The sequence below is a fragment of the Neobacillus sp. D3-1R genome, from assembly GCF_052180215.1.
GTDB lineage: Bacteria > Bacillota > Bacilli > Bacillales > Cytobacillaceae > Pseudoneobacillus.
Genome location: NZ_CP197471.1, coordinates 4,510,788 through 4,536,357, shown reverse-complemented (window position 1 = coordinate 4,536,357; position 25,570 = coordinate 4,510,788). Strand labels below are relative to the sequence as shown.

Here is a 25,570-nt window from a genome sequence, read left to right as displayed (position 1 = left end):
CTACCTTTTTGATTAATTCTCCATTTGTCTAGCAAGAAAGCCTGCTGCTGTTTCTACTGCCTTTTTTTCTACTTCACCAAGTGTTCCTTCCTTGGCGAAAATGACTACAGCACCAATTGGGTCTCCGTTTGCAATGATAGGTCCAATCGTATAGGAAGATACTGATTCTTCACTCCCGTCAATAATAGAAACATCACCCTGTTGGGTACTTAACACGGAGTTTCTTTCTTCCATCGTTTTTTCAACAAATTCACCAATATTTTTATTTAAATAATCCTTTTTAGAGCTTCCCGCAACCGCAATATATGTATCGCGATCACAAATTAAAATAGGGTTTCCTAAACTGTCATATAGAGCTTCAGCATATTCTTTCGCAAAATCACTTAATTCACTAATAGGGGAGTATTTCTTTAAAATAACCTCGCCATCGCGATCAACAAAAATCTCTAATGGGTCACCTTCACGGATACGTAAAGTTCTACGTATTTCCTTTGGTATTACCACACGACCCAAATCATCAATTCGACGAACAATTCCAGTTGCTTTCATTCAACGTTGCCTCACTTTCATCTGATGATTGTATTTGGAAATGACTTCAAACTTTGTTTTTATTTGAAATCACCACCAGGTTTGAACTTAGTATCTTTCATATGGAAAGTTCTATACACAATCAAATATTTTTTCTCTCATTGTGCAATCTTTTCCAAAATGAAATATCTGCGCAGATAAAATGTTGCTTTGATTTTAAAATACCCTATTTCTTAATTTACAAACATTGGAAGCATTACATTTTCATAACAAAAAAAGGACTTTTCTGCTTAAAATGCAGTTTTTAGACAATAGTTGTCCGTTGATTTCCGCTCCAGGCACTTGCTTTCCGCGGGGAGGGATGGGAGCCTCCTCGGCGCAAGCGCCTGTGGGGTCTCCCACTTCCCTCTTTTTCCCGCAGAAGTCAAGTGCCCTCCACTACAATCAACTCAGATTATTAAAAAGCTTATTTTTCAAAAAAGTAATAAAGCTTACAAAATACCCTTTCTTAAAGATTGTTGTTTTTGAATTAATTTTTTCATCAAACCGTTGACTGGAACGGAAGGTGCGAGACTCCTGCGGGAGCAGCGGGACAGGTGAGACCCCACAGGCGCTAGTAGCGCCGAGGAGGCTCACCGCCCGCCCCAAGGAAGAATTTGCTTTTTGAAAAAGCCGGCAGTAGGGCTTTTTCATAATTCTTCCCGCGGAAAGCGAGCAACCTGGAGTGGAAGTCAACACTACTCTAATAGCAATAATTTATAGTAAAACAGACAAAAAAGCTCCAGCGCTAGGTTAGCTGCTGAAGCTTTTTTTAGGCTCTTTTCTAAAACCTTGTTGCATTTTCTAACTAATAAATAGGCATTTCACAATATAGGGTGTTAAACTAATATGAAAATTAAGAAAAGAGCTGAGCACTTATTAAGAGTGCCTGTAAAAATCCGGCTTTAGGGATTTTTACGAAAACCAAAATCTATAAGAAAAACAAATTTTAATTAAGATACACTTTTATTATGTTCTAATTTTGCTTCAAATACCGTTTTTAACATGTCAAAGGCTATTTGTAACCACTTAGCTGGCTCCAGTCCCTTCGTGCGTAAAGTGATTTTTAGCTTTTTGCCATCCATTCCTAAACCTACTATCCTAGGATACTGATTACCCTTTTGGAAAATTAACGTCCCGTCGATATTGGAACTTGCTTTTTCCGAAGCTAAAATCAAGACTTCATCCTTAGATTGTTTAATTAATTCAACTCCAGATAGGAGGGCATATACCTTCATCTCGGCAATTTGGAATAGATACGCAACCTCGTCTGGGTATTCACCGAAGCGGTCTACCATTTCCTCTTGAAGCTCTTCAATATCCTCTAATGCTGTAACAGCTCTAAATCGTTTATACATTTCAATCTTTTGATGTCCATCTGAAATATAGGTATCGGGAATATAGGCATCTACTTCTAAATCAATTTCGACCGATACTCGTTCTTCTTTATCTTTATCTCCTTTACGCTCTTCAATTGCTTCTTTTAACATTTGAGAATAAAGGTCAAATCCAACCGAATCGATAAATCCATGTTGTTGTGCTCCTAAAAGATTTCCCGCACCCCGGATTGATAAATCTCTCATCGCAATTTTAAACCCTGAACCAAGTTCTGTAAATTCTTTGATTGCCTGCAAGCGCTTTTCAGCTATCTCCGTTAATACCTTATCTTTTCGATAAGTAAAGTACGCATAAGCAACACGATTTGATCTTCCTACGCGACCACGAAGCTGATACAGTTGTGAGAGCCCCATTCGATCGGCATCAAATACAATTAACGTATTTACATTTGGAATATCGACTCCTGTTTCAATAATCGTTGTCGATACGAGAACATCATATTCACCAGAAAGGAAGGATAACATCACCGACTCTAATTCATTTTCGGTCATCTTCCCATGCGCATATGCGACCCTAGCATCTGGGACAAGCATCGAAATCTCCTCCGCTTTCCGTTCAATATCCTCTACACGATTATAAAGGAAATACACTTGTCCATCTCGGGCTAACTCTCTTTCAATCGCCTCTCTAACAAGCGCTCCGTTATATTCCATTACATAGGTTTGGACAGGGAAACGGTTTTCTGGCGGCGTTTCAATAACGGATAGATCTCTTACTCCCAACATCGACATATGTAATGTTCTAGGAATTGGCGTTGCCGTTAAGGTTAAAACGTCAATATTGGTTTTAAGCTGCTTAATCTTCTCTTTATGCGTCACACCAAAACGTTGTTCTTCATCTATAATCAGGAGACCAATGTCTTTATAAATAACATCTTTGGATAACAGTCTGTGTGTACCTACTACAACATCTACCGTTCCATCCTTTAAGCCCTTTATCGTATCATTTTGCTGTTTTCGCGTACGGAAGCGGCTTAATAGCCCAATATTGATCGGATAATCCTGAAACCTTTCTCTCATCGTTTCATAATGCTGTTGAGCTAAGATAGTCGTCGGTACTAAAAAAGCAACCTGTTTTCCATCGGCAATGGATTTAAAGGCAGCACGGATGGCAACCTCTGTTTTTCCGTATCCAACATCCCCACATAGCAGTCGATCCATCGGACGAGGTCTTTCCATATCCTTTTTAATCTCGTTAATGGAACGAAGCTGATCCTCCGTTTCCTGATAAGGGAAGGCTGTTTCAAACTCTCTTTGCATGTCCCCATCTGGTAAAAAGGCGTAGCCAACAGCTGCTTCTCGCTCAGCATACAGCTTAATTAAATCGTCTGCTATATCTTGAACAGAAGATTGAACCTTTTTCTTAACCCGCTTCCAATCCGTTCCCCCAAGTTTGTATACCTTTGGCTCTTTACCTTCAGAACCGACATATTTTTGAACGAGGTCAATTTGGTCTACGGGAACATATAGTTTATCAGAGCCTTGATAACGGATATGCAGATAATCTTTATGAATATTGTTAATGGTTAATGTTTCAATTCCTAAATACTTTCCGATTCCATGGTTTACATGAACCACGTAATCTCCGACTTTTAATTCGGAATAGCTTTTAATTCTTTCCGCATTGGATAGCTTCTGCCTTCTCGTTGATTTCTTTGCTGTCTTTTTATTAAAAAGCTCTTCCTCGGTAATGACTACTACTTTTTGAAGCGGCAGTTCAAACCCGGTATGGAGCCCACCCTGAATAATTTGGACAACTCCTGGGATTAATTCCTTATCTTTTTTGACTGTAGCTGCTTGAATCTCATAGTCTTCCAATACTCTTTCTAATTTCTTTACTCTTTCCTCATCAGAACCTAAAAGGAGCACGGAAAATTTCCCTTTTTTCCAGCGTTCTATTTCCGCCTTTAGAACATTCATTTGACCATGGAAATTCTGCATTTGCTTACAGGAAACATTCAAGATATTTTGCGGATTGGTATTCGGTACATGTCTAAGAAATAAAGATAAATAGACAATAGGCCGTTGTTGTTTATGCACTAATTCGTTTAGCTGATGTGAAATTTTCACATCATGGACCATCATGCCTTCACTTAAGAGAGACGTATACCATTCAGCCTCTTCTTTTTCTAACGAATCGTTCATTTCCTGTACTCTACTAATTTCATCAATAAATATAAGACCATTTTGCGGCAAATAATCTACTAAACTATTTTGCTTTTCATAGGCAAATGATAGATATTTAAATACTTGATCAGGTTTTTGGTTATTCTTTAGTTGTTCTAACTCATATCCAATATTTTGATGCAGCAGCGTTTTTAATTTTGTATCCTTTATTTTTGTCAAACTCGCCGCTAAACTAGCTTCTAGTTTCTGAATGATAGCCTGGAACTGCTCATCTTCCATTGTTAATTCCGAAGCTGGTCCAATTAAGACTTCATTCACCTTGTCTTTAGAACGTTGATCTTCTAAGGAAAAATACCGAATAGAATCTACTTCCGTATCAAAGAGTTCTATACGCACAGGGTCTGCTTCTGTTAAAGGGTATATATCTAAAATTCCACCGCGAACACTAAATTCTCCCGGTGTCGAAACCATTCCGACGCGAACATATCCCATCTTTACGAGCTTTGTTAATAGCTCATCAACATTTATATCCTCACCCATTTTAATATGTAATTGATATCGCGACCATTGTTCTTTCGATGGAAGTATTTTTCTTAAACCGGCAATAGGGGCAATCATAATTCCCTTTTTATTTTTACTCCAGTAATTTAAAGCTTCTATTCTTTGAGCTCTTAATTCTGGACTAGCAATGCTCATTTCGGCTGCAATTAATTCGTTTGCAGGGTACAGATACACTTCATTTTCATCCACTACACTCACTAAGTCTTCATATAATTTTTGAGCTTGTAATAGATTATGTGTGACTATTAAAATGGACTTTTTGGTTTCTTCATAAACGGCTGCTAAAAATAGCGTTCTCGCGGAACCTGAGAGTCCTGCTACTAATTGTTCTCTTAGTCCCTCATTCATTCCATTTATAATCGTTTTTACATCTTCTTGTTGACGAAAAAGGGTGGTGAGTCCCTTCATCTTATTCCCCCCTCTGTTACGGAAATGCGAAAGCATATAGGCAAAGATCATTGAGCTAGAGTCAATGGTCTATTTAATCTACAAAAGTATGAAAAATAAATGATCTACTCATTCTATTAAGTGGAGTAAAAGTAAACGGAAAAATGCTTTGGATTAACTCCAAAGCGTTAATGAATCAAGTAATCGTATTGATGGAAGTCAGGATTTCGTTCTAATGATTCTTGGCAATCCTCACATATAGATTGTACATAAATATCACCTGATGAATGATATTCAACCATATTATTCCGTTCCTCAGGATTTAATTTGTGTAAGCCAAGCTGTTCGGTGTGAATTGAAATATCATTGAGTGAACCTAGCTTCTGACCACAATGACGACAATGATAATGAATCGCCAATTTTGTCCCTCCTGTTCATACATCCAATACTGCTATTATGAACGGAAAAGGAGGAACTTATTCATTTTTAACCATTGTATGTATATCTCTGTAAAAATAGTAGAGCTCTTTTTCTATGTTTAATTAAACTCATTCATGACTTGAAGAAACGGCTTTGTTAACCAGCTTTGACATGCCTCAGCACTTCTTTTTACCACTTCATCAATAATAGGTTGTTCATCGGCAGTAAATCTTCCTAGAACATAATTAGAAACACTCATTCCATTCTGAGGACGATCAACGCCAATTCGTATCCGATTAAATTCTTGTGTACCGATATGGGCAATGGTTGACTTAATTCCATTATGTCCACCGGCACTGCCTTTTTGACGTAGACGCAGTTTACCAACAGGAATATCTAAATCATCATAAATGACAACGATTTCTTCTGTGTCGATATCATAAAAGTCCATGACGGCTCTAATCGATTCACCTGATAAGTTCATATACGTTAATGGCTTTAGTAGAAGAACCTTTTCTGTTCCGACAAATCCCATACCGAATTGACCTTTAAACTTTAATTGGTCCAATGGGATATTGAATTGGTTTGAAAGTTCCTCAATGACATCAAAACCAACATTATGTCTTGTTTTCTCATACTGCTTACCAGGGTTTCCAAGTCCAATAATTAATTTCATTCTACCTTTCCCCCAACTATTTATATACAGAAACTGATTTTTATAGTTACCATTTAAAAACAATTTAAAAGCCTTACCAATATGGTTGGATAAGGCTTTTTTGTTATTAGTATTATTTATTCGATAATCTCGGTCTCTCTTCCTTCTTCATTTTCTGGATGACCTGGTTCTTGTTCTTCACCAGCATTAATTTCTTCTTCTTGTTTAGGAGGAAGAATGGAAGCAATCGTGAGTTCTGGTTCATGATTAATTTCAAATTTACCTTGATATAGAATATCTGCTACTGTAACGGTTTCACCAACTTGTAAGTTCGATACGTCTACTTCAATCGTTTGCGGAATATTATCAGGAGTAGCTGTTACGGATAATTCATGGAATGGTTGTTGTAATACCCCGCCATCCTTTACTCCAGCAGCCTCACCTGTTAACACAACACGAACTTCCACCGTTAGTTTAGAAGACTTGTCAACAGCTAGGAAGTCAGCATGAACAATCTCTTTTTTAATATGATTTTCTTGATATTCTGACAAGATAACATCTTGTTTATTACCACCAATATCTAAAGAAATAACTCCATTACGCCCTACTGTTTTAATCGTTTTAATCAATTCAAGTCCATTTACATAAACGGGTTTGCTATCAACCTTAGAGCCATAAACAATCGCAGGAATATTTCCCTCTTGTCTTATTTTTCTAAGTGCTGAGTTTCTAAATTCAGTTCGCTCTGTTGCTTGTAGTACACTTGTCATCTCTATTGCCCCTTCCTCAACTTGGTCATTTTGTGCGTCTATATAAAAAAATGCCCCAAAACAGGAAGGTCTAAACACAAAACTTTTTATTTAAGAAATGTATTTTTCTAAAAGCACACAAAGGCTTGCTATAAAAGCAAGCCTACTGTGTATATAAATTAATCAAATAATGTACTTACAGATAGTTCTTCATGGACGCGGATGATTGCTTCACCGATTAATGGTGCAACAGAAAGTTCATGAATTTTATCAATCTTCTTTTCTTCAGGTAATGCGATTGTATTCGTCACGACTAATTCTTTAATGTTAGAATTCTCGATTCTGCTGATGGCTGGGCCTGATAGTACTGGGTGAGTACAGCAAGCATACACTTCAGCTGCTCCATTTTCTACTAATGCATTAGCAGCAAGTGTAATAGTACCTGCTGTATCAATGATATCATCAATAAGAATGGCTACTTTACCATCAATATTACCAACGATATTCATAACTTCCGCAACATTTGGTCTTGGACGGCGTTTATCAATGATGGCAATTGGCGCTTTTAAACGCTCTGCTAGTTTACGTGCACGAGTAACTCCACCATGATCTGGGGATACGATGACAATATCTTTATCAAAATCCTTTGTCTTAAAGTACTCAGATAGAATTGGAACACCCATTAAATGATCAATTGGAATATCAAAGAATCCTTGGATTTGCGGTGCATGTAAATCCAGAGTAATCACTCTAGTTGCTCCAGCTGTCTCAAGAAGATTCGCCACTAATTTTGCGGTGATTGGTTCACGTGCACGTGCCTTACGATCTTGACGAGCATACCCATAATAAGGCATAACGATATTAATGGTTTTAGCAGATGCTCTTTTTAAAGCATCAATCATAATTAACAATTCCATCAAATGTTCATTTACAGGTCCACTAGTAGATTGGATGACGAAAACATCACAACCGCGAATACTTTCTTCAATATTAATTTGAATTTCTCCGTCACTGAAACGGGTTACGGAGTTTTTACCTAGCTCTACACCAATTACCTTTGCAATCTCTTCCGCAAGAGCACGGTTGGAATTCATACTAAATAATTTCATCTTAGGATCTAAGTACTGGTTTGCCATCATGAACCTCCAAGTTTATTTCTTTAGGTTTAACTTTTGTACATAGTTTTCTTTATTTACTTGTCGTGCTCTCGCAATCGAAAGGGCATCTCCTGGTACATCATCCGTAATAGTGGAACCTGCTGCAATGTATGCACCATCCCCTATAGTTACAGGAGCAACAAGGTTTGAATTACAACCTACAAAAACTGAATCGCCAATTTTCGTTAAATATTTATTTTTACCATCATAATTCACTGTGATGGATCCACAACCTAAATTTACATTAGACCCTACTTCTGCATCTCCAATATAGCTTAAATGGGATGCCTTACTGCCCTTACCGAACTGTGCCTTCTTAATTTCTACGAAGTTTCCAATTTTCACATCATCAGAAATAGAGGAATCAGGACGTATATGCGCAAATGGACCGATATTTACATGTGATCCAATGGAACTGTTATGAGCGACAGATTGTTTAATTATTGTATCATTCCCAATTTGACATGTATCGATTTCAGAATTTGGACCGATCACACAATCTTCACCGATAACAGTTTGACCTTTTATCGTTGTGCCAGGGTAGATAACCGTATCTCTGCCAATCTCTACACCAGCATCAATATAGGTATTTTGCGGGTCGATAATCGTTACCCCATTACGCATCTGAGCTTCATTAATTCGGCTACGCATAATCTTTTCAGCTTCTGCTAATGCAACGCGGTCATTTACACCTAACGTTTCATGGAAGTCACTTGTTTGATAGGCAGTAACAATTTCTCCCTGTTTTTTTAATATTTCAATGACATCAGGCAAATAATATTCGCCTTGAACATTATCGTTCGATACACTTTTTAAGGCATTAAATAAAGCCTGGTTATCAAAGCAATAGGTTCCTGTATTTATTTCTGCAATTTTACGTTCGTCCTCAGAAGCATCTTTATGTTCTACTATTTTTTCAACATGCCCAGCTTCATTGCGGATGATTCTCCCGTAACCAGTAGGATCCTCGGCTTTTGCCGTTAGAACAGAAGCTTTCGCCTTATTTGACAAATGATGTTGAAATAGATTTTCCATTGTTTCTGCTTTAATAAGGGGAGTATCGCCGCAAACGACGATTGTCACGCCTTCTTTATCCTCTAAAGCATCCTTAGCTTGAATAACAGCATGTGCTGTCCCTAGTTGTTCCTCTTGTAAAGCGTAAGAACTCGTTGTCCCTAATTGCGCTTTCACCTTTTCAGCTCCATGCCCAATAATCGTAACAATTTGTTCTATTTTAAGATGAGAAATTTGATCTACTACGTGTTGGACCATTGGTTTACCGCAAACAGGATGAAGAACTTTATATAATTTTGATTTCATTCTTGTTCCCTGACCTGCAGCTAAAATAATGGCATATCGATTAGACATAATCGTCCTCCAATTCACCTTTTTATCCATATAAAAATATATCTCAAAATTAGGTTTATTTCAAGGACGCAGAAATAGATATACTATTTTGAATAGGAATTGTTTGGAAAATGAGGTTTGAAGTCAAAAATAGGGGGTAAAAGTAAAAAGGCTGTTTTCATATAAGTCAGGGTTTTGGTAAAAATCCCAGAAGCCGGATTTTTACATCTTTCCTTTAAAAGTGAGCAGCTCTTTTCTGGATTTATACATGAGTTTTATCATTCTTCACTTAGAAATCCCTTTTTAGTAAATTAAAAGCCACAAAAATTTAGAAAAGAGCCAAGTAAAAAGAGCCTTACTTATGAAGTAGGCCCTTGTTGTATAAATCTTAGGAAGCACCGGCTTCTTCAAATTCCACTTCTAGTTCACCTAATCGGTGGTATTCTGCCAATACAGCTTCCTGGATTTTTCCGCGTGTACCAGAATTGATAGGATGAGCTATATCGCGGAACTCGCCATCTGGAGTTCTTTTGCTTGGCATCGCAACAAATAATCCATTATTTCCATCAATAACACGAATATCATGGACAACAAACTCATTGTCTAATGTAATTGATGCAATTGCTCTCATACGACCATCTGTGTTTACACGGCGTAATCTAACGTCAGTTACTTCCATTTTGTTCACACCCTTTTCATCGAAGTTAAAATCTAGTTAAATAATTCTACAAAATTTACAAGTTTCCTGCTTGAATTGTAAAATTTTTTTGAAAAATAGGGTAAAAAAGTGAACTTTTTGTACTAGACGCTAAAAAACAGTGTCTTTTTTTATTTTACAAGAGCTATTACTTCTATTTCTACTAAGGCATCTTTTGGTAGTCTAGCAACCTCTACAGTAGATCTGGCTGGTTTATTAGTATGAAAATATTGTCCGTAGACTTCATTTAGATCCGCAAACTGGTCCATGTTTTTAATAAAAACAGTCGTTTTAATCACGGTTTCTAACGATGCACCTGCACTTGCTAATACAGCCTGAAGATTTTTAAAAACTTGGTGTGTTTGTTCTTTAATGTCTCCAGTAACCATTTCCCCTTCAGACGTTAATGGTATTTGACCAGAGCTGTAAAACATATTGTTTACAATAATCCCTTGTGAGTATGGTCCAATTGCAGCTGGAGCTTGATTCGTTTGCACAACTTTCATCTTTATCCCCCTCTACTATGCCTTAAAAAAATTACCAACTTTCACATTGATCGTTTTTTCCTTCTCATCGACATTCTCTAATTGTACTAGAGATAGATAATCATTTATTAATCTTTCTTCTATTTTTTCTTCCGACTCTACTAATACAGCAATACCAGCAACCTTAGCCTTGAATTCTTCCAACATGCTAATCATACCGTTTATGGTGCCGCCTGCTTTCATAAAGTCATCGACAATTAATACCTTTGAGCCTTCAGATAAGCTTCTTTTAGAAAGAACCATTGTTTGTATTCTTTTCGTTGAACCTGACACATAATTAATACTAACTGTTGAGCCTTCTGTTACTTTCGTGTCTCTACGAACAATCACAACAGGCACATTTAACTGTGTAGCAACGGCATAAGCTAAAGGAATACCTTTTGTGGCTACAGTCATAACAACATCAATATCTGTATTAGCATAGGCAGAAGCAATGATTTTCCCCGCCTTTTGTACAATAGACGGATTACCTAAAATATCTGTCATATATAAATAACCACCAGGTAATAATCGGTCCGGACTGGCAATCATTTGACAAAGCTCTGTTACAAAAGGCATAGCTGCCTTTTCACTAATTTTTACCGAATATTTCACTCCACCTGCAGCTCCCGCAATGGTTTGCAGTGTTCCAATTCCTCTTTCCTCAAACGTTTCCTTAATGATGGCTAGGTCTTCACTAATAGAGGACTTGGCGGAACTATATCTTTCTGCAAAAAAAGTAAGTGAAACTAATTGTCTTGGATGATCTAAAAGATAGTTGGTCATATCAATGAGTCTCTCACTTCGACGAAACTTCATGAAGCCCCTCCTTAAACACGAATGTTTTGAGGTAAATATAACACTATTGTACGTATTTAATCAAGGGTGTGTCGTTCCCCCAACATTCTGACAGCAAAGACTTGGTCACAAAATCCTCTTAATCCATTGTAGATTCGATGCATCCGTGAATCGTGTTTCACCAGTCCAAAAACAGTAGGTCCGCTGCCACTCATCAAAACAGCGTCAGCTCCAAATCGTTTCATTTGGTCCTTGATTAAGGCAACCTCAGGATGAATGTTTAATGTAACACTTTCTAATACATTCCCTACATTCTCACATACATGATGATAATCACCTTGATAAATTCCATTTATCATTTCTTTTGTGTTTGGATGATGTATTTGATTTAAATCAAGCTTACGGTAGACATCCGCTGTTGAAACCCCAATAAATGGCTTCGCTAAAATAACCCAACATGTTGGCGGGGCTGGCAGTTCCGTAATTTCCTCTCCTCTGCCTTTTGCTAAGGCCGTTCCTCCATATACACAAAAGGAAACGTCTGAGCCAATCTCTGCCCCAATAGCGGCTAATTCATCTAATGTTAGACCTAAATCCCATAATTGGTTTAGTCCCCGTAATGTGGCTGCTGCGTCGCTGCTTCCACCAGCTAGACCAGCCGCTACAGGAATCGCCTTATCAATGGTTATAGCTACCCCTTTTTTTACTTTGAATCTTTCCTTCAAAAGAAGAGCCGCTTGATAAGCAAGATTTCGTTGATCATCAGGGACAAATCGGTTATGGGAATGAATAACAATTTGATCCTTCTCTAATAATGACAACTCAATTCGGTCAGCTAAGTCGATTGTTGTCATAATCATTTCTACTTCATGATATCCGTCCGGCCTCTTATTTAAAACGTCTAATGATAGGTTAATTTTTGCCGGAGCTTTTACTAAAAGCTTCACTACTTCCACCTCTTTAATCCGTCTGCACATTTTGTCCTATTTTACCACAAAATGCACAAACTAAGACGTTCATTCTTCACTTCTTAGAAATTTAATCTATTTTCCAAGTAAAAAGCTTAAATAACTGCTTGATAACATAAATTTCTCTATTAAAAAAGGCTCTTTTCTGAAACTTTGTTGCTTTTTCTAACTAATAAATAGGCAGTTCCCTATATAGGGTGTTTAACTCATATGAAAATAAAGAAAAGAGCTGAGCACTTATTAAGAGTGCCTGTAAAAATCCGGCTTTAAGGATTTTTACGAAAACCACAATCTATACGAAAACAGCTATTAAAAAAGAACCAAGGTGTTAACCTTGATCCTTACCATGGTGGACTAATTTTAGTTAAATAGTATTCGTTTGAAAACAGCTAACCAAAAGAGATTTAACGTCGTGAATTCAGAAGCTGTTGTTGAGCTAATTCAATTGCCCGTTTAACCATATTCCCGGCATCGCGAGCACGAATGCCGCCCCATCCTTCTTTCTGGACAACATCGTAAAAACCTAAGTCTTTAGCAAGCTCCTCTTTAAAATGATCAGACATCATTCCTCTTCTTCTGCTCAAACCAAACACCCCTTCCGCCACCTTGGCCTCCTTAGTATGTAACAGAAGACGCTTCTTCATTTCTTTGTATAGACTCAAAAAAGATAGACAAAATAAAAAAACAGCAACACCGGGTTACTGTTTTTTTATTTATTATTAGATTAATCCTAAATTTTCTGCTGTTTCATCATAGAAGGTAATTTGAACGGTTTCTGTTAATACATCTGCATAACTATAGGAGACACGTTCAAAGGCATTTTCGTCTTGATTTAATTCGATTACAAATACAGATGGATAGGTTTCAGCTAAAACACCATAACGTTCGATTGTTTTTCTGCGTCCACCGTTCGCCTTAAGCAACAGTTTTTTCCCTAAATTTGAATCCAAAGCCTTTTTAATATCGGCTAATGTTTTTGGCATTCGGTCCACCTCACTGTGTTAAGTATAACACGTTGACATCTATTAGTCAAATAAAAACTATAAATTATATCAGTCCAATAAAATGATTGTCAACGGTTTTTGTTCTACTTTTATTGCCTTTTTTCAACAATTTTATCGTATCCTTGACATTTACATATTATGTATTCTTTTAAAAAATATATGAATTGTGAATTTTTAGGAAAAGTAAACATAAAAATAAAAGGAGTACACGGTTGTGAACTCCTTCTTAGCTTATTCAGTGATTTCTGTTTTGTAAGGCATGCCTGTTCGAAGTACGCCTCTTGTCTCAATCCCGCCAAGACCTTTTTCACCTGTTAAGGTATTCCGTAAAACATCCCATACATTTATTCTATCCATGAAGGGAGTGAAGCTAATTTTAGCAACAATATAGACCGGATCTAGTGCATGAATATTGATTCTTGATGGTGAACTTGCAAAATTTGCACCTGCATGGATCAAAGATTCAAAATGAGATTGACATGCACCTGCAAAAATAACTAGCTGGTCTAAATGTGGAACCTTTTTTCTTGCTTCTCTTACAGTCTGTACAAAGTCCCGTGAGTGCCGATAAGCATTTAAGTCAGAGACCGTGCCTTTTGCCTTTGAATAAGCATCGTGTCCCGTAATGACCAAAATATCTGGCCTATAATAATCAATGAGCTGTCCGACCTTATTTGCCATTTCCTTTTCATTACAATGGACACCATATACGGGAATCCCTATTTTTTCATATACATCGGTGCACTTTTTCAAATAAGATGGATCTCCATCTAAATGAAGTACTTTTCCGGGTATTTGAAAATAGTTTAATTCTTTACTATATCCCCTTGTCACTTCATATTCTTGTTTTTCCTTAATTAATGATATATCTTGGCGGAATAACTCCAGTGACTGCTCCTCAAGGGAACGAAATTCCTTGGAACGCTTTTGAATTTCTTGGGGATCTAGCCTTATTAGGTCTTCATACGGCGCATCTGCTATTAATCGAAAATCCTCACCATACAAAACAGCTATTTTTTTGTTGTTTTCAACCTTGATATCGATAATTCTAAATATGATATCACAGTTATAAGAAAGTCTTCCGACAATATCCATTTTCTCCACTGTCGTCACTCCAAACGAGTTAAACCCTAGAATAGCTTTAAATTGATACTATGCCTTTCATAAACTATGCAAAAACCCACAAGATGGTGACATGGTTGGTTTTTCCAAAGTAAACCATAGTCTATTTTATTTAAAGGCTCTTTTAATCAAAGTTGTTGATTTCCGCTCCAGCCGCTTGCTTTCCGGGGGGCGTTCGTCGAGCCTCCTCGTCGCTTACGCTCCTGTGGGGTCTCGCCTGCAACGCTAATCCCCCAGGAGTCAAGCGTCTTCCACTCCAATCAACAGATTCTCAAAATAAACAATACCTTTTAACACAGCCTATTCAAAATAAAAACCCACCAACTTATGTTGATGGGTAGTACCACTTATTTAAAATGCTCATAAAGTCCATCGCTTAGTTTGGCGAATTCTTCAATGGATAGTGTTTCTCCTCTTCTGGTTGGATCGATTTGAACGGTTTCTAAAACGGAAAGAATTAATTCCTTTTTTTCTTTCCCATTTGGAAGGTGACTTAATAAGTTATTTAATAGGGTCTTCCTTCTTTGGGCAAAGCTCGCTCTAGTAATTTGAAAAAAGAAAGCTTCATCCTTTACGTCAACAATCGGCTTTTCTCTTTTTGTTAAGCGAATAACCGCTGAATCTACATTCGGTTGCGGCATAAAAACAGTTTTAGGTACGATCATCACTGTTTCTGCCTTTGTATAGTATTGAATGGCAATGGATAATGAGCCATAATCCTTTGTACCAGGGGAAGCAGAAATTCGGTCAGCTACCTCTTTTTGAAGCATACAAACGATCCCCCGAATCGGTAAATGATCCTCTAAAAGCTTCATGATGATTGGTGTTGTGACATAATATGGTAAGTTTGCAACAACCATAACATCGTCAATTCCAACAAATTCTTCCTTCATGACAGACAATACATCCGCTTTTAAAATATCTTGGTGGATAACCTTTACGTGTGGATAGGGAGACAGTGTGTCCTTTAATATTGGCAATAGGCGTTGATCGATTTCAAATGCAACAACCTTTTGACTATTTTTTGCTAATTGCTCCGTTAAAGCACCTATTCCTGGACCAATTTCAATAGCACCTGATTGGTTGGTTAAATCTGCATGGTCCACAATTCTTTTTAGTATATTTGTATCTATTAAAAAATTTTGTCCTAAACTTTTCTTAAAAGAAAACCCATACTTCTCAAGGATGGCTTTTGTACGTATAGGGGTGGCAATATCTTTATCCATTTTGTTCCTCCTGCCGAATAATCATTAAGGCATGCTCAAAATCATGTTTACTAATCTGAAACATTAAGAGACGTTTTTGAAGCTGCTTTCCATTTGTATAACCTATTTTAAGTAGTTCACCTAAGCGTTCTCTTCTTGCTTGTGATCTGGGACCACCAATTAGACCAGCTTGAATTAATTCATCTTTGGTTATCTGCTCAACCAGTACATCCTGCATCATGTGAGCCTCTTGTAATGCTTTTCGAATAGAATCTGGTGATGCATGTTCTACCCCAACACCCTTTCCACGTTTATGAAGAGCTTCTCCCTTTGGTAAAAAGGCATGCTTACAACCAGGGACTTGTTCAGAAATGGTATGTCTAATTTTTTCCCCTGGATAATCAGGGTCGGTGAAAATAATGACTCCGCGTGTTTCCTGTGCCAATTTTATTTTATTAATCGTCTGGGCATTTATAGCTGACCCGTTCGTTTCGATTGTATCCGCGTTTACCGATCTCTGAATCGCAACAGTATCATCTTTTCCCTCGACAACAATGATTTCTTTAATTTTCATAAAACCTCCGAAAGACTAAAAGCCAAAAATATTTATTATTTTATTAAAAAGGCTGAAACATTTATGTAATATAAAACGTCTAAATGGGTAGAATGTATTTCATTCGTTATTTATGATGATCAAATGCTAGTATCCCCATTAGTATAAAGAATTTCTATTAAAATGCAAAATGCAGAGGAAAAAAATCCCCTGCACTTAAATACTACTTTAAGATTTTAATTTTGACTGTCTTTCTTCCCCAACGGTAAGCATCCGCCTTAGAAGCAAAGAAGACATCAATTTTGTTGCCTTTTATTGCCGTGCCTGTATCGGCAGCAATCGCATAACCATAACCTTCTACATATACCTTTGTTCCAAGTGGAATCACTCTAGGGTCTACGGCAATTACTTTAATATCAGGATTTTGATGGAGATTAATTCCTGTTGCAGTATGCCCCGAACAACCATTACAATTAGCCGTGTAAGCCGTGGATGACACATAATATTCTACTCCTGTTTCCATACCACGGGATACTTGCCTAGCCATTACTTTGGTTCCAACGGCAACTACTTTATCTTGCTTTTCCTTAACCTTCTTCTCACTGATTAACTTTCTTGATACTTCCTTACCATTTTCTAAAATCACTTCAAATTCTTTAGAGACTAAGCCCTTTTGGCCACTTGAAATGACTTTTTCTTTTCCTTTTAGTAAGCTAGCATCTTTTTTGGTTACAACAGCAAAACTTATTGGTTCTTCCACTACATCGGTGACTTTTTCAATACGTACAACATTAACGACAGCGTTCCCTTTGACGGTTGTGTCTAGAGTAGGTTCTACACGGTCTAATGGTTTAAGTGTAATTCCTTGTTGAGCTAAAAAGTCAGCGACCGTAGTCGAAGTAGTCCAAACCTTTTCCTTTTTCCCACCATTGTTAAGCGTTAATTGAAACGCTTTATGGATGGAGATGTTCATGTTGCTCTTGATTGCTTTCTCCGGTTTTGGATCAACTTCATCATAATCGTTTAAAGCAATATTTTGCTCTTTTAAAGCCTCTGCAACAGTATCTGCTGTTGTCCAAATCGTTTTCTTCTCGTTGTCTACTACCATTTGAACCTGTTTAGCTGGTTTCCATACAACTTTTAAATTGTCTGAAACCTTTGTGCTACCCGAGGGGAACACATAATCTTCAGAGCGAAGTGAAATACCGAGATCATCGAATATTTCCTGGACATTTTTTGCGTGTGTTTTTATTGTCTTTTCTTTTCCGTCAAGTGTTAGTGCAACGGTCTCCTTCGTTCCCTCATAGAATAGAATTCCTAGAGTTGCTGCAAAAACTACAAAACTAGTAGAAATAATAATCCAATTTTTCTTTCTGGAAGACTTAGAAAACAGGTTTTTCATGTTTTGAATTACGATGAAAAACGCCTCCTTTTCTCGGAGTGATTATATAGAACTTTACTGCCGTCTGTCAACCCTTACACATTGGAAGAAGGTATTTCCTATTATGCATATTCGTGGAACGTATGTGAAGGAAAACTTATCGACACGTTTATACTATGAGAAAAGGGAGACATGTAGAACTTTTTATTTTCGGAAAAAATTGGGACAAACTACCTTTTAAATCGACAAATTCCTTTGTCAATTTATGCCGAAAATTCTTTTTGCATTGTCGGAAGTTGCTTGAGCAATTTCTTCTAATGTCATTCCTTTTATCTCTGCTATTTGTTCTGCCACTAATTTTACATAACTGGGTTCATTTCGTTGCCCACGATAAGGGTGTGGTGTCAAATACGGACAATCTGTTTCTATCAATAATTTATTCAAAGGAATTTCTAATGCTACTTCTTTGGGCTTTTTTGCATTTTTAAATGTAACCGGCCCACCTAAAGAGATATAAAAGTTCATTTCTAAGCATTGTTTAGCAACCTCGACACTTCCACTAAAACAATGCATAATTCCACCTACTTCTGCCGCATTCTCTTCTCTTAAAATGTCTACGATATCAGAAGTAGCCTCACGATTATGGATAACAATAGGGAGTTTCACCTTTTTAGCTAAACGTATTTGTTTTCTGAATACCTCTTTTTGGATATCATGAGGAGATTTATCCCAATGATAATCAAGACCCATTTCCCCAATAGCTACTACTTTAGGATGTTTGGCTAACTCCTCAATCCAGTCTAAATCCTCATCTGTCATATCAATGGCGTCTACAGGATGCCAGCCTACACAAGCATAAATAAAATCATGGGCTTCCGCTAATTCCATAGCTTTTGTAATCGTCGGTCGATCAAAACCTACTACTACAATGTTTGAAACCCCCGCCTCTTGTGCTCTTTCCATTACTTCATTTAAATCTTCATTATATTGTTCAGCATTTAAATGTGCATGTGTGTCAAATAACATAGTATGTCTCCTCAAGTCTTATTTTAAGCCATTTTTATATCATAATATTACCTGAAATATGACTATTTATGAACAAAAAGGCTTTGGTACACTTAATAAAAAAACATAGAAATGTCTCACATGTGGATGTTTCATGTGGAACATTTCTATGTAATAATCCAATCTGGGTTCTTCGTTTGATTACTTTTACTTTACCTTCGAACCTATAGGTAGTGATTCAGCAATTGTTGCCAAGGAAAGACTTCCATCTTTGGAACCCGCTAAAATCATACCTTGAGATAGCTCTCCTCTTAATGTAACAGGCTTTAAATTCGTTACACAAATGACTTTTCTTCCAATTAAATCTTCAGGCTTATAGTATTGAGCAATTCCTGATACTACTTGTCTCTTTTCATATCCTAAATCTAATTGTAATTTTAATAATTTGTCAGCCTTTTTTACAGGTTCTGCATGAATGACTTGCGCCACTCTTAAATCGACTTTCATAAAATCATCAATAGAGATTTCTTCTACCTCTGGTTTTTCTTCCACTGGTTTCTCTTCCACAGGCTCGCTCTTACCTTTATTACCTTGCATTTGATTTTTAATATATTCGACTTCTTCTTGGAGTTCTAATCTCGGGAAAATAGGATCACCCTTCGCTGTCTTCATTCCAGCTGGAATAATTCCAAAATCCTTTAAACTTTCCCATGATTGGTATTGTTCATCTGTTAAGCCTAATTGAGCAAAAATTCGATATGGAGTTTGTGTCAAAAATGGCTTTAGGAGTATCGCAGCTCGACGCAGTGATTCAGCTAAATGTGCCATAACACTGCTCAACTTTTCACGATTTGACTCATCCTTTGCTAATGCCCAAGGCTGTGTTTCATCAATGTACTTGTTCGTACGACTAATTAATTGCCACAAGTTTGTTAAGGCTACAGAAAACTCCATGTTTTCCATTGCTTCTTCGTACTTTTCGACCGTACTTTTATTCATCTCAAGTAATGAATCATCAAACTCTGTTACAGAACCTTTATAAACTGGGACTTCACCATCAAAATATTTTTGAATCATCGCAACAGTACGATTCAGTAAATTTCCAAGATCATTGGCTAAATCAAAATTAATTCTTTCGACAAACCCCTCAGGAGTAAAAACACCATCAGAGCCAAACGGCACTTCTCTCAGTAAGTAATAACGAAGGGCATCTAAACCATAACGGTCAATCAACATAACAGGGTCCACAACATTCCCTTTTGATTTCGACATTTTCCCTTCTTTCATTAGTAACCAACCATGAGCAAATACCTTTTTTGGCAATGGTAAATCAAGAGCCATTAACATGATTGGCCAATAAATTGTATGGAATCGCACTATTTCCTTCCCAACTAAATGCACATCTGCTGGCCAGTAATTTAAATACTTTGAATCATCTTCTGTTCCATACCCCAATGCTGAAATATAATTTGATAAGGCATCAATCCAAACATAAATAACATGCTTTGGATTGCCCGGAACTTTAATTCCCCAATCAAAGGTTGTTCTTGATACAGCTAAATCTTCAAGACCAGGCTTAATAAAATTATTTATCATTTCATTTTTACGTGACTCTGGTTGAATGAAAGTTGGGTTTTCTTCGTAAAATTGTAATAGACGGTCTGCATAATTGCTCATTCTAAAGAAGTACGATTCTTCCTTAACCTTTTCGACAGGTCGATTACAGTCTGGACAATTCCCTTCAACTAATTGCCGATCCGTATAGTAGGATTCACAAGGTGTGCAATACCAGCCTTCATAATGGTCGATATAAATATCCCCTTGTTCCATTAATCTTGCAAATATTTTTTCTACAACCTTTTTATGACGGTCCTCTGTTGTACGAATGAAATCATCATATGAAATATCAAGCTTCTTCCATAGATCTTGTATACCCGAAACAATTTCATCTACATAGGCTTGAGGAGAAACACCTTTTTCAGCTGCATTTCTTTGAATTTTTTGACCATGTTCATCCGTTCCAGTTAGGTACATGACATCAAAACCACGTAAACGCTTATATCTTGCCATAGCATCACCCGCTACAGTTGTATAAGCATGTCCAATATGTAAATTTCCACTTGGATAATAGATAGGAGTGGTAATGTAAAATGTTTTTAATTTTTCCTCCATCGAACTTCCTCCTTTAAATAAATCCTCTATCGAAAAGCCCTATTCTGATGTAGAAAGAGCTCATTACAAATGTATTTGTATACGTCATCTTTTCCTCTTATACCAACAAAATATACCTAAAATTCTTAGAATGTGCAACAATGGTCTAACTTACCAATTTCCTATACCCACATATCTATTTGGTTGTACGAATCATATATTGTCGAAAACAACTCGACAATATATGTAGTATTTTGTCGAATAATCATTACGAAGTTTTTATAGAAGGTTATATTTTTTCCAGCTAAATTTTAATATTTTACAAATTTGTGACAGAAACATTACATGAAATGTTGCTACTATCACATTTTCTCGAGAAAGAAAATTATTCCAATATTTTTCACAAAATTACAATTGACGATTATGGGAATGACTGGTATTATAAAGTCAGTGAGAAATTTGTCGAATAATGACGAAACAAACAATAGATATCCTATTTAATTTTTGAGGGGAGAAACAAAAAAATGAAATCTACAGGTATTGTTCGTAAAGTTGATGAGCTAGGTCGTGTAGTTATTCCTATCGAATTAAGACGTACACTTGGTATTGCTGAAAAAGATGCATTAGAAATCTATGTTGACGATGACCGTATCATCTTAAAAAAATACAAGCCAAATATGACTTGCCAAGTAACTGGTGAAGTGTCTGATAGCAATATTGCACTTGCAGGCGGGAAATTAATCTTAAGCCGTGAAGGTGCAGAACAATTATTAAGTGAAATCCAAAATGCATTTTCTGTTGCGAAATAATAAAGCTTTAAAATGATAGCCTCTCCGGTTGGAGAGGCTATTTTTCAATATGATAGGCTTGATAAACATCTCTTTTTTGTAATCCCCTATCTTTGGCTGTTAATTTAATCGCTTCTTTTGAAGGCATTCCTTTTACCGAAACATAGTGTTCGACATGTTCATCAATCGTTAAGGCCTGCCACCAAGTGTTTTCTGTTTGCTCAGAAATTTCATTTGCTCCCTCTATAATTATGCAAAATTCACCGCGTATTTCCCCTTCTGATGTCCATATAATGGCCTCTGAAATGGACCCTCTAATAAATTCCTCAAACTTTTTGGTCAATTCCCGGCAAAGAACGATTTTACGATCTCCTAATGCTTCCTGAAGCATTTCTAAGGTTTCTCTCAATCTATGAGGTGATTCGTAAAGAATTAAAGTGGCCGTAATAGTAGCTAATTGTTCTAATTCCTTTTTTTTCGTTTTCTTTTGTCTTTCTAAAAATCCGTAAAAATAGAACGGATGCGTTTGAATTCCTGAAGCGATTAATGCCGTAAGAGCTGCGTTTGCTCCTGGAAGAGGAACGACTGTTAATTTCTCCTCTATAGCAGAAACAACTAATTCATAACCAGGATCAGAGATGGTTGGCATCCCGGCATCACTCACCAGCGCAATCTTTGCTCCTTCTTTTAACTTCTCGATGATTTTATGACCACTTTGTTGCTTATTATGTTCATGATAACTAATAATTGGTGTTTCAATCTCAAAGTAATTGCATAACTTTTTCGTATTTCTTGTATCTTCTGCTGCAATCCAATCAGCTTCTTTTAATAATCGAATGGCTCGGAAGCTCATATCTTCTAAATTTCCGATTGGTGTTGGAATTAAATATAAAATTCCTTTTACGTTTTCATTTTCAAAGCTTTTTTGCTGCCACATTGAACCCACCCATTTCTTCTGATAAAGCAGTATTCACTAACCACTTTAGAACTCTAAACATTTTCACCGTATAAGATTTTTTTTACCTCATCAGTATATTCATTTTCTTCATTATACACAAATAGCGGTGGTAGGATTTTTAAATCAGGATTCCCATTCTTTGTTGCTTCAATTAATAAGGTGTTCGCTTCCTTACCTTGCTTTGGATAGACAAATTGTATTCTTTTTGGCTCTAACTTATAGTTTCTCATTAAAGAAACAATATCCATTAATCTCCCCGGGCGATGAACAAATGCAACCTTCCCTCCAGCACGGACCAATTGGCTAGACGCTTTGATGGCATCCTCTAAAGTACACAGTATTTCATGCCGAGCAATCGCTAGATGTTCGTTTGCATTCATCTCATCCTGTGATGGAGTTGGAAAATAAGGTGGATTACATGTGACAATATCGAATTTTCCGTGACCAAGCAATTCAGGCATTTCTTTGATATCACCATGAATCATTTTGATTCTTGAACTAAGATTATTATAGTCAATGCTTCGACAAGCCATATCATAAAGTTTTTCCTGAATTTCAACCCCAGTGATATTTCCTTTTGTTCTAGTACTTAAAAATAATGGTATGACTCCATTACCGCTGCATAAGTCAATAAGCTTACCTTTTTGAATTGGAACATAGACAAATTTTGATAACAAGACAGCATCTAATGAAAAGGCAAATACGGAAGGACTTTGTATAATACGTAAATCCTCAGCTAGTAAATAATCTAACCTTTCATCATTCTTTAATAAGACCATGTTATTCTCCTTAGATAAGAAAAAAAGCTGACTCATAAGTTTGAAACTTATGAAACAGCTCTTTTTACTTTTTATTTAAAAATGATAAACAGAAAAGACAGTCTCCCTCTTTACGTGGGCTTCCGAAATGGAGATTACAGATATGAAATCCTTCTTGGTATAGTCTTGCTAAATTATCATAGCCTTCACCAATATCAATAGATTTATCCTCGGTTTCCACTTGATCAAGCTGGACTTTTTCTCCCTTTTTAGAGGGAGTAACAGATTTTGCTGTCGTTTGATCAAGTCGACGTCTTAAATGTTCATTTTCCAGCTTTAAAGAGTTGTTTTCTTCTAGTATCTCTGCTAAATGCTGTTTTAACTCACCAAGCTGAGTATACAAATGGCCAATTTGTGTTTCCATCATAATGACAGAGTCAAAGATTTCTTTTTTATCCACGTTCTCCACCTCTTAATCTGTGGATTGTAATGAAACAGCGCCCTCTTTAATAATTTCATCTATGGTATACTCTAGAACTCGTTCATGGTCTTTTAATTCTACTTGAAGTACTCTTTCTAATATATTTAAACCGACCACTCTACCCTGTCCATGCGGTGTCTCAATCATTTCACCTAAATCTGGAAGCTGTTCTTTTGCTGTTTCATACTCATCATTTTCATACTTTAGACAGCACATTAAACGTCCACATAATCCAGAAATTTTGGTTGGGTTTAATGAGAGGTTTTGGTCTTTTGCCATTTTAATAGATACCGGATCGAAATCTCCAAGAAATGTTGAGCAGCAAAGCATTCTGCCGCAAGGCCCGATGCCGCCTAGCATCTTTGCCTCATCTCTTACCCCAATTTGGCGTAGTTCAATTCGCGTACGGAATATAGCTGCTAAATCCTTAACAAGCTCACGGAAGTCAACTCGTCCATCAGCAGTGAAGTAAAATATCACTTTATTGCGGTCAAATGTGTATTCCACGTCAACGAGCTTCATATCCAGATCATGCTCGTTTACTTTATCATTACATACTTGATAGGCTTCCTCAGCAGCCGCTTTATTTTCTTCCACTATCATCCGGTCTTTTTGGTCTGCGATACGCAAAACCTTTTTTAATGGAAGAACCACATCGTTTTCTCCTACTTGCTTAGGAGCGATGACACATCTACCAAATTCTACACCACGAACGGTTTCTACGATGACAAAGTCATCCTTTTGGATGGAAATTTCGCCGGGATCAAAGTAGTATATCTTACCTGCCTTTTTAAAGCGAACACCTACAACATCATACAAAAGAAGATCCCTCCTGCAAATTCAGCACAAGCTGTTCCATTAATAATTGAGGGTTCATATTTGCCTGAAGCTTTCTTTTAGCTTCTAAAATAGCAGACATTTGCTCCGTTAATGCAGATTGCGAGCAATGTAAAGCAAATTGTTCTAAACGAGGCCTCTCATTAATGAATGCAACTTGGTCTGTTTTCCCAACTTGTATATATAGTAAATCCTTAAAAATTAAAAGAAGTAAATCTAACCCACGATCGATTTGTTCTTTTTCTTTAAAGTGCAAAAACCAATCCTCTTGTAACACTAATAATGCCTCTAGTGGACTCTTTTTTAGCACTTCATATAATTTTACCACTATTTTTTGCGCTTGTGCAAACCAATCGTCACCAGATAAGGCAATTGCTTCATCTAAGTTGTTTGTCATTAATGCTAAAAGCGGTGCTTGGCCTTCACTAACATCTAACTCTACAAGTTTTTTTATCATATTTTCTGAGGAAAGTGGTTGAAAAGATAGGGTTTGACATCTAGATAAAATGGTAGGAAGAATTTGTTGAATTTGTTCCGTCAAAAGAATAGCAACAGTCTGAGAGTTTGGCTCTTCCAGAAATTTCAATAAACTATTAGCCGCATTTACGGTCATTTTATCAGCTTGCGAAATAATATAAACCTTTTGCTTCGACTCTACCCCTGCTTTTGAAAATTCCTCCTGTAAAGCTTTTATTTGTCCTTTTTTAATGGAAAGACCATCTGGCTCTACTAAATGAACATCAGGGTGGTTTCCATGATTGATTCTTTTACAATTTATACAGGATTCACATGGTTTATATTGCTCAATTGGTGAGAGGCAAAACAATGCTTTTGTTAATAATAAAGCACATTCTTTTTTTCCCGTTCCTCTTGAACCCTCAAATAAATAGGCATGTGCGACTCGTTGCTTTTGTAAGCTGTTTTTTAACATTTTTAACGCCACTGGTTGAAGCTCTTGAAGTTGGTCCCAGTT

25 protein-coding genes are annotated in these 25,570 nt (G+C 36.8%); 1 reads left to right on the top strand and 24 read right to left on the bottom strand.

What is annotated here, in order from left to right; all coding sequences use genetic code 11:
* Positions 1 to 12: 12 nt before the first annotated feature.
* From spoVT to metG, 19 genes are all read right to left on the bottom strand, one after another.
* Complete coding sequence (gene spoVT, locus ACSBPO_RS22800) at positions 13 to 549, bottom strand: stage V sporulation protein T (protein ID WP_442597374.1); 537 nt, start codon at positions 547 to 549, stop codon at positions 13 to 15.
* Positions 550 to 1,520: 971 nt separating this feature from the next.
* On the bottom strand, positions 1,521 to 5,060 hold the full coding sequence (gene mfd, locus ACSBPO_RS22795) for a transcription-repair coupling factor (protein WP_442597372.1): 3,540 nt from the start codon (positions 5,058 to 5,060) through the stop codon (positions 1,521 to 1,523).
* 167 nt (positions 5,061 to 5,227) lie between these two features.
* Positions 5,228 to 5,458, bottom strand: coding sequence for an anti-sigma-F factor Fin family protein (locus tag ACSBPO_RS22790; protein WP_442597370.1), 231 nt, complete (start codon positions 5,456 to 5,458; stop codon positions 5,228 to 5,230).
* A 119-nt stretch (positions 5,459 to 5,577) separates the two neighbouring features.
* A complete protein-coding gene (gene pth / locus ACSBPO_RS22785) occupies positions 5,578 to 6,135 on the bottom strand; it encodes an aminoacyl-tRNA hydrolase (protein WP_442597368.1) in 558 nt (185 codons plus the stop codon).
* 116 nt (positions 6,136 to 6,251) lie between these two features.
* Entirely contained in the window at positions 6,252 to 6,884 is a 633-nt protein-coding gene (locus ACSBPO_RS22780; protein ID WP_442597366.1) for a 50S ribosomal protein L25/general stress protein Ctc, read from the bottom strand.
* Between the two features lie 158 nt (positions 6,885 to 7,042).
* A complete protein-coding gene (locus ACSBPO_RS22775; protein ID WP_442597364.1) occupies positions 7,043 to 7,999 on the bottom strand; it encodes a ribose-phosphate diphosphokinase in 957 nt (318 codons plus the stop codon).
* Between the two features lie 15 nt (positions 8,000 to 8,014).
* A complete protein-coding gene (glmU, locus tag ACSBPO_RS22770) occupies positions 8,015 to 9,388 on the bottom strand; it encodes a bifunctional UDP-N-acetylglucosamine diphosphorylase/glucosamine-1-phosphate N-acetyltransferase GlmU (protein ID WP_442597362.1) in 1,374 nt (457 codons plus the stop codon).
* 367 nt (positions 9,389 to 9,755) lie between these two features.
* Positions 9,756 to 10,046, bottom strand: a complete 291-nt coding sequence (gene spoVG, locus ACSBPO_RS22765; RefSeq protein ID WP_003347151.1) for a septation regulator SpoVG — start codon at positions 10,044 to 10,046, stop codon at positions 9,756 to 9,758.
* Between the two features lie 149 nt (positions 10,047 to 10,195).
* Positions 10,196 to 10,570, bottom strand: a complete 375-nt coding sequence (gene ridA, locus ACSBPO_RS22760) for a 2-iminobutanoate/2-iminopropanoate deaminase (protein ID WP_442597360.1) — start codon at positions 10,568 to 10,570, stop codon at positions 10,196 to 10,198.
* Positions 10,571 to 10,585: 15 nt separating this feature from the next.
* Positions 10,586 to 11,407, bottom strand: a complete 822-nt coding sequence (gene purR, locus ACSBPO_RS22755; protein WP_442597358.1) for a pur operon repressor — start codon at positions 11,405 to 11,407, stop codon at positions 10,586 to 10,588.
* A 56-nt stretch (positions 11,408 to 11,463) separates the two neighbouring features.
* Positions 11,464 to 12,333 carry a 4-(cytidine 5'-diphospho)-2-C-methyl-D-erythritol kinase gene (gene ispE, locus ACSBPO_RS22750; RefSeq protein WP_442597356.1) on the bottom strand — a complete coding sequence of 290 codons (870 nt, stop codon included), beginning with the start codon at positions 12,331 to 12,333 and terminating at the stop codon, positions 11,464 to 11,466.
* Between the two features lie 425 nt (positions 12,334 to 12,758).
* Entirely contained in the window at positions 12,759 to 12,938 is a 180-nt protein-coding gene (locus ACSBPO_RS22745) for a small, acid-soluble spore protein, alpha/beta type (RefSeq protein ID WP_442600435.1), read from the bottom strand.
* A 135-nt stretch (positions 12,939 to 13,073) separates the two neighbouring features.
* Entirely contained in the window at positions 13,074 to 13,337 is a 264-nt protein-coding gene (veg, locus tag ACSBPO_RS22740; RefSeq protein ID WP_442597354.1) for a biofilm formation stimulator Veg, read from the bottom strand.
* A gap of 252 nt (positions 13,338 to 13,589) precedes the next feature.
* A complete protein-coding gene (gene yabG, locus ACSBPO_RS22735) occupies positions 13,590 to 14,453 on the bottom strand; it encodes a sporulation peptidase YabG (protein WP_442600434.1) in 864 nt (287 codons plus the stop codon).
* Positions 14,454 to 14,827: 374 nt separating this feature from the next.
* On the bottom strand, positions 14,828 to 15,706 hold the full coding sequence (gene rsmA / locus ACSBPO_RS22730; RefSeq protein WP_442597352.1) for a 16S rRNA (adenine(1518)-N(6)/adenine(1519)-N(6))-dimethyltransferase RsmA: 879 nt from the start codon (positions 15,704 to 15,706) through the stop codon (positions 14,828 to 14,830).
* The gene (gene rnmV, locus ACSBPO_RS22725) at positions 15,699 to 16,259 is read right to left on the bottom strand and encodes a ribonuclease M5 (protein ID WP_442597350.1); all 561 of its coding nucleotides are present in this window, start codon (positions 16,257 to 16,259) and stop codon (positions 15,699 to 15,701) included. The genes rsmA and rnmV overlap by 8 nt, the downstream gene beginning before the upstream one ends.
* Positions 16,260 to 16,461: 202 nt before the next feature.
* On the bottom strand, positions 16,462 to 17,640 hold the full coding sequence (locus tag ACSBPO_RS22720) for a ubiquitin-like domain-containing protein (protein WP_442597348.1): 1,179 nt from the start codon (positions 17,638 to 17,640) through the stop codon (positions 16,462 to 16,464).
* 237 nt (positions 17,641 to 17,877) lie between these two features.
* The gene (locus ACSBPO_RS22715) at positions 17,878 to 18,645 is read right to left on the bottom strand and encodes a TatD family hydrolase (protein ID WP_442597346.1); all 768 of its coding nucleotides are present in this window, start codon (positions 18,643 to 18,645) and stop codon (positions 17,878 to 17,880) included.
* Between the two features lie 186 nt (positions 18,646 to 18,831).
* Positions 18,832 to 20,796 carry a methionine--tRNA ligase gene (metG, locus tag ACSBPO_RS22710; protein WP_442597344.1) on the bottom strand — a complete coding sequence of 655 codons (1,965 nt, stop codon included), beginning with the start codon at positions 20,794 to 20,796 and terminating at the stop codon, positions 18,832 to 18,834.
* Between the two features lie 503 nt (positions 20,797 to 21,299).
* On the opposite strand from metG, the gene ACSBPO_RS22705 reads away from it, so the two are divergent.
* Positions 21,300 to 21,584, top strand: coding sequence for an AbrB/MazE/SpoVT family DNA-binding domain-containing protein (locus ACSBPO_RS22705; protein ID WP_442597342.1), 285 nt, complete (start codon positions 21,300 to 21,302; stop codon positions 21,582 to 21,584).
* 37 nt (positions 21,585 to 21,621) lie between these two features.
* On the opposite strand, the gene rsmI is transcribed toward ACSBPO_RS22705, so the two are convergent.
* From rsmI to holB, 5 genes are all read right to left on the bottom strand, one after another.
* Positions 21,622 to 22,500 carry a 16S rRNA (cytidine(1402)-2'-O)-methyltransferase gene (gene rsmI / locus ACSBPO_RS22700; RefSeq protein ID WP_442597340.1) on the bottom strand — a complete coding sequence of 293 codons (879 nt, stop codon included), beginning with the start codon at positions 22,498 to 22,500 and terminating at the stop codon, positions 21,622 to 21,624.
* A gap of 53 nt (positions 22,501 to 22,553) precedes the next feature.
* On the bottom strand, positions 22,554 to 23,300 hold the full coding sequence (locus ACSBPO_RS22695) for a tRNA1(Val) (adenine(37)-N6)-methyltransferase (RefSeq protein WP_442597338.1): 747 nt from the start codon (positions 23,298 to 23,300) through the stop codon (positions 22,554 to 22,556).
* Between the two features lie 64 nt (positions 23,301 to 23,364).
* On the bottom strand, positions 23,365 to 23,739 hold the full coding sequence (gene yabA, locus ACSBPO_RS22690; RefSeq protein ID WP_442597336.1) for a DNA replication initiation control protein YabA: 375 nt from the start codon (positions 23,737 to 23,739) through the stop codon (positions 23,365 to 23,367).
* 12 nt (positions 23,740 to 23,751) lie between these two features.
* The gene (locus ACSBPO_RS22685; RefSeq protein WP_442597334.1) at positions 23,752 to 24,579 is read right to left on the bottom strand and encodes a PSP1 domain-containing protein; all 828 of its coding nucleotides are present in this window, start codon (positions 24,577 to 24,579) and stop codon (positions 23,752 to 23,754) included.
* Complete coding sequence (holB, locus tag ACSBPO_RS22680) at positions 24,572 to 25,528, bottom strand: DNA polymerase III subunit delta' (RefSeq protein ID WP_442600433.1); 957 nt, start codon at positions 25,526 to 25,528, stop codon at positions 24,572 to 24,574. The genes ACSBPO_RS22685 and holB overlap by 8 nt, the downstream gene beginning before the upstream one ends.
* Between the last annotated feature and the right edge of the window lie 42 nt (positions 25,529 to 25,570).

Excerpts from the sequence above, each read along its gene's own strand:
- spoVT (WP_442597374.1), bottom strand. The coding sequence starts at position 549 with ATGAAAGCAACTGGAATTGTTCGTCGAATTGATGATTTGGGTCGTGTG.
- mfd (WP_442597372.1), bottom strand. The coding sequence starts at position 5,060 with ATGAAGGGACTCACCACCCTTTTTCGTCAACAAGAAGATGTAAAAACG.
- pth (WP_442597368.1), bottom strand. The coding sequence starts at position 6,135 with ATGAAATTAATTATTGGACTTGGAAACCCTGGTAAGCAGTATGAGAAA.
- ACSBPO_RS22780 (WP_442597366.1), bottom strand. The coding sequence starts at position 6,884 with ATGACAAGTGTACTACAAGCAACAGAGCGAACTGAATTTAGAAACTCA.
- ACSBPO_RS22775 (WP_442597364.1), bottom strand. The coding sequence starts at position 7,999 with ATGGCAAACCAGTACTTAGATCCTAAGATGAAATTATTTAGTATGAAT.
- glmU (WP_442597362.1), bottom strand. The coding sequence starts at position 9,388 with ATGTCTAATCGATATGCCATTATTTTAGCTGCAGGTCAGGGAACAAGA.
- spoVG (WP_003347151.1), bottom strand. The coding sequence starts at position 10,046 with ATGGAAGTAACTGACGTTAGATTACGCCGTGTAAACACAGATGGTCGT.
- ridA (WP_442597360.1), bottom strand. The coding sequence starts at position 10,570 with ATGAAAGTTGTGCAAACGAATCAAGCTCCAGCTGCAATTGGACCATAC.
- purR (WP_442597358.1), bottom strand. The coding sequence starts at position 11,407 with ATGAAGTTTCGTCGAAGTGAGAGACTCATTGATATGACCAACTATCTT.
- veg (WP_442597354.1), bottom strand. The coding sequence starts at position 13,337 with ATGCCAAAAACATTAGCCGATATTAAAAAGGCTTTGGATTCAAATTTA.
- yabG (WP_442600434.1), bottom strand. The coding sequence starts at position 14,453 with ATGGATATTGTCGGAAGACTTTCTTATAACTGTGATATCATATTTAGA.
- rsmA (WP_442597352.1), bottom strand. The coding sequence starts at position 15,706 with ATGGATAAAGATATTGCCACCCCTATACGTACAAAAGCCATCCTTGAG.
- rnmV (WP_442597350.1), bottom strand. The coding sequence starts at position 16,259 with ATGAAAATTAAAGAAATCATTGTTGTCGAGGGAAAAGATGATACTGTT.
- ACSBPO_RS22720 (WP_442597348.1), bottom strand. The coding sequence starts at position 17,640 with ATGAAAAACCTGTTTTCTAAGTCTTCCAGAAAGAAAAATTGGATTATT.
- ACSBPO_RS22715 (WP_442597346.1), bottom strand. The coding sequence starts at position 18,645 with ATGTTATTTGACACACATGCACATTTAAATGCTGAACAATATAATGAA.
- metG (WP_442597344.1), bottom strand. The coding sequence starts at position 20,796 with ATGGAGGAAAAATTAAAAACATTTTACATTACCACTCCTATCTATTAT.
- ACSBPO_RS22705 (WP_442597342.1), top strand. The coding sequence starts at position 21,300 with ATGAAATCTACAGGTATTGTTCGTAAAGTTGATGAGCTAGGTCGTGTA.
- rsmI (WP_442597340.1), bottom strand. The coding sequence starts at position 22,500 with ATGTGGCAGCAAAAAAGCTTTGAAAATGAAAACGTAAAAGGAATTTTA.
- ACSBPO_RS22695 (WP_442597338.1), bottom strand. The coding sequence starts at position 23,300 with ATGGTCTTATTAAAGAATGATGAAAGGTTAGATTATTTACTAGCTGAG.
- holB (WP_442600433.1), bottom strand. The coding sequence starts at position 25,528 with ATGTTAAAAAACAGCTTACAAAAGCAACGAGTCGCACATGCCTATTTA.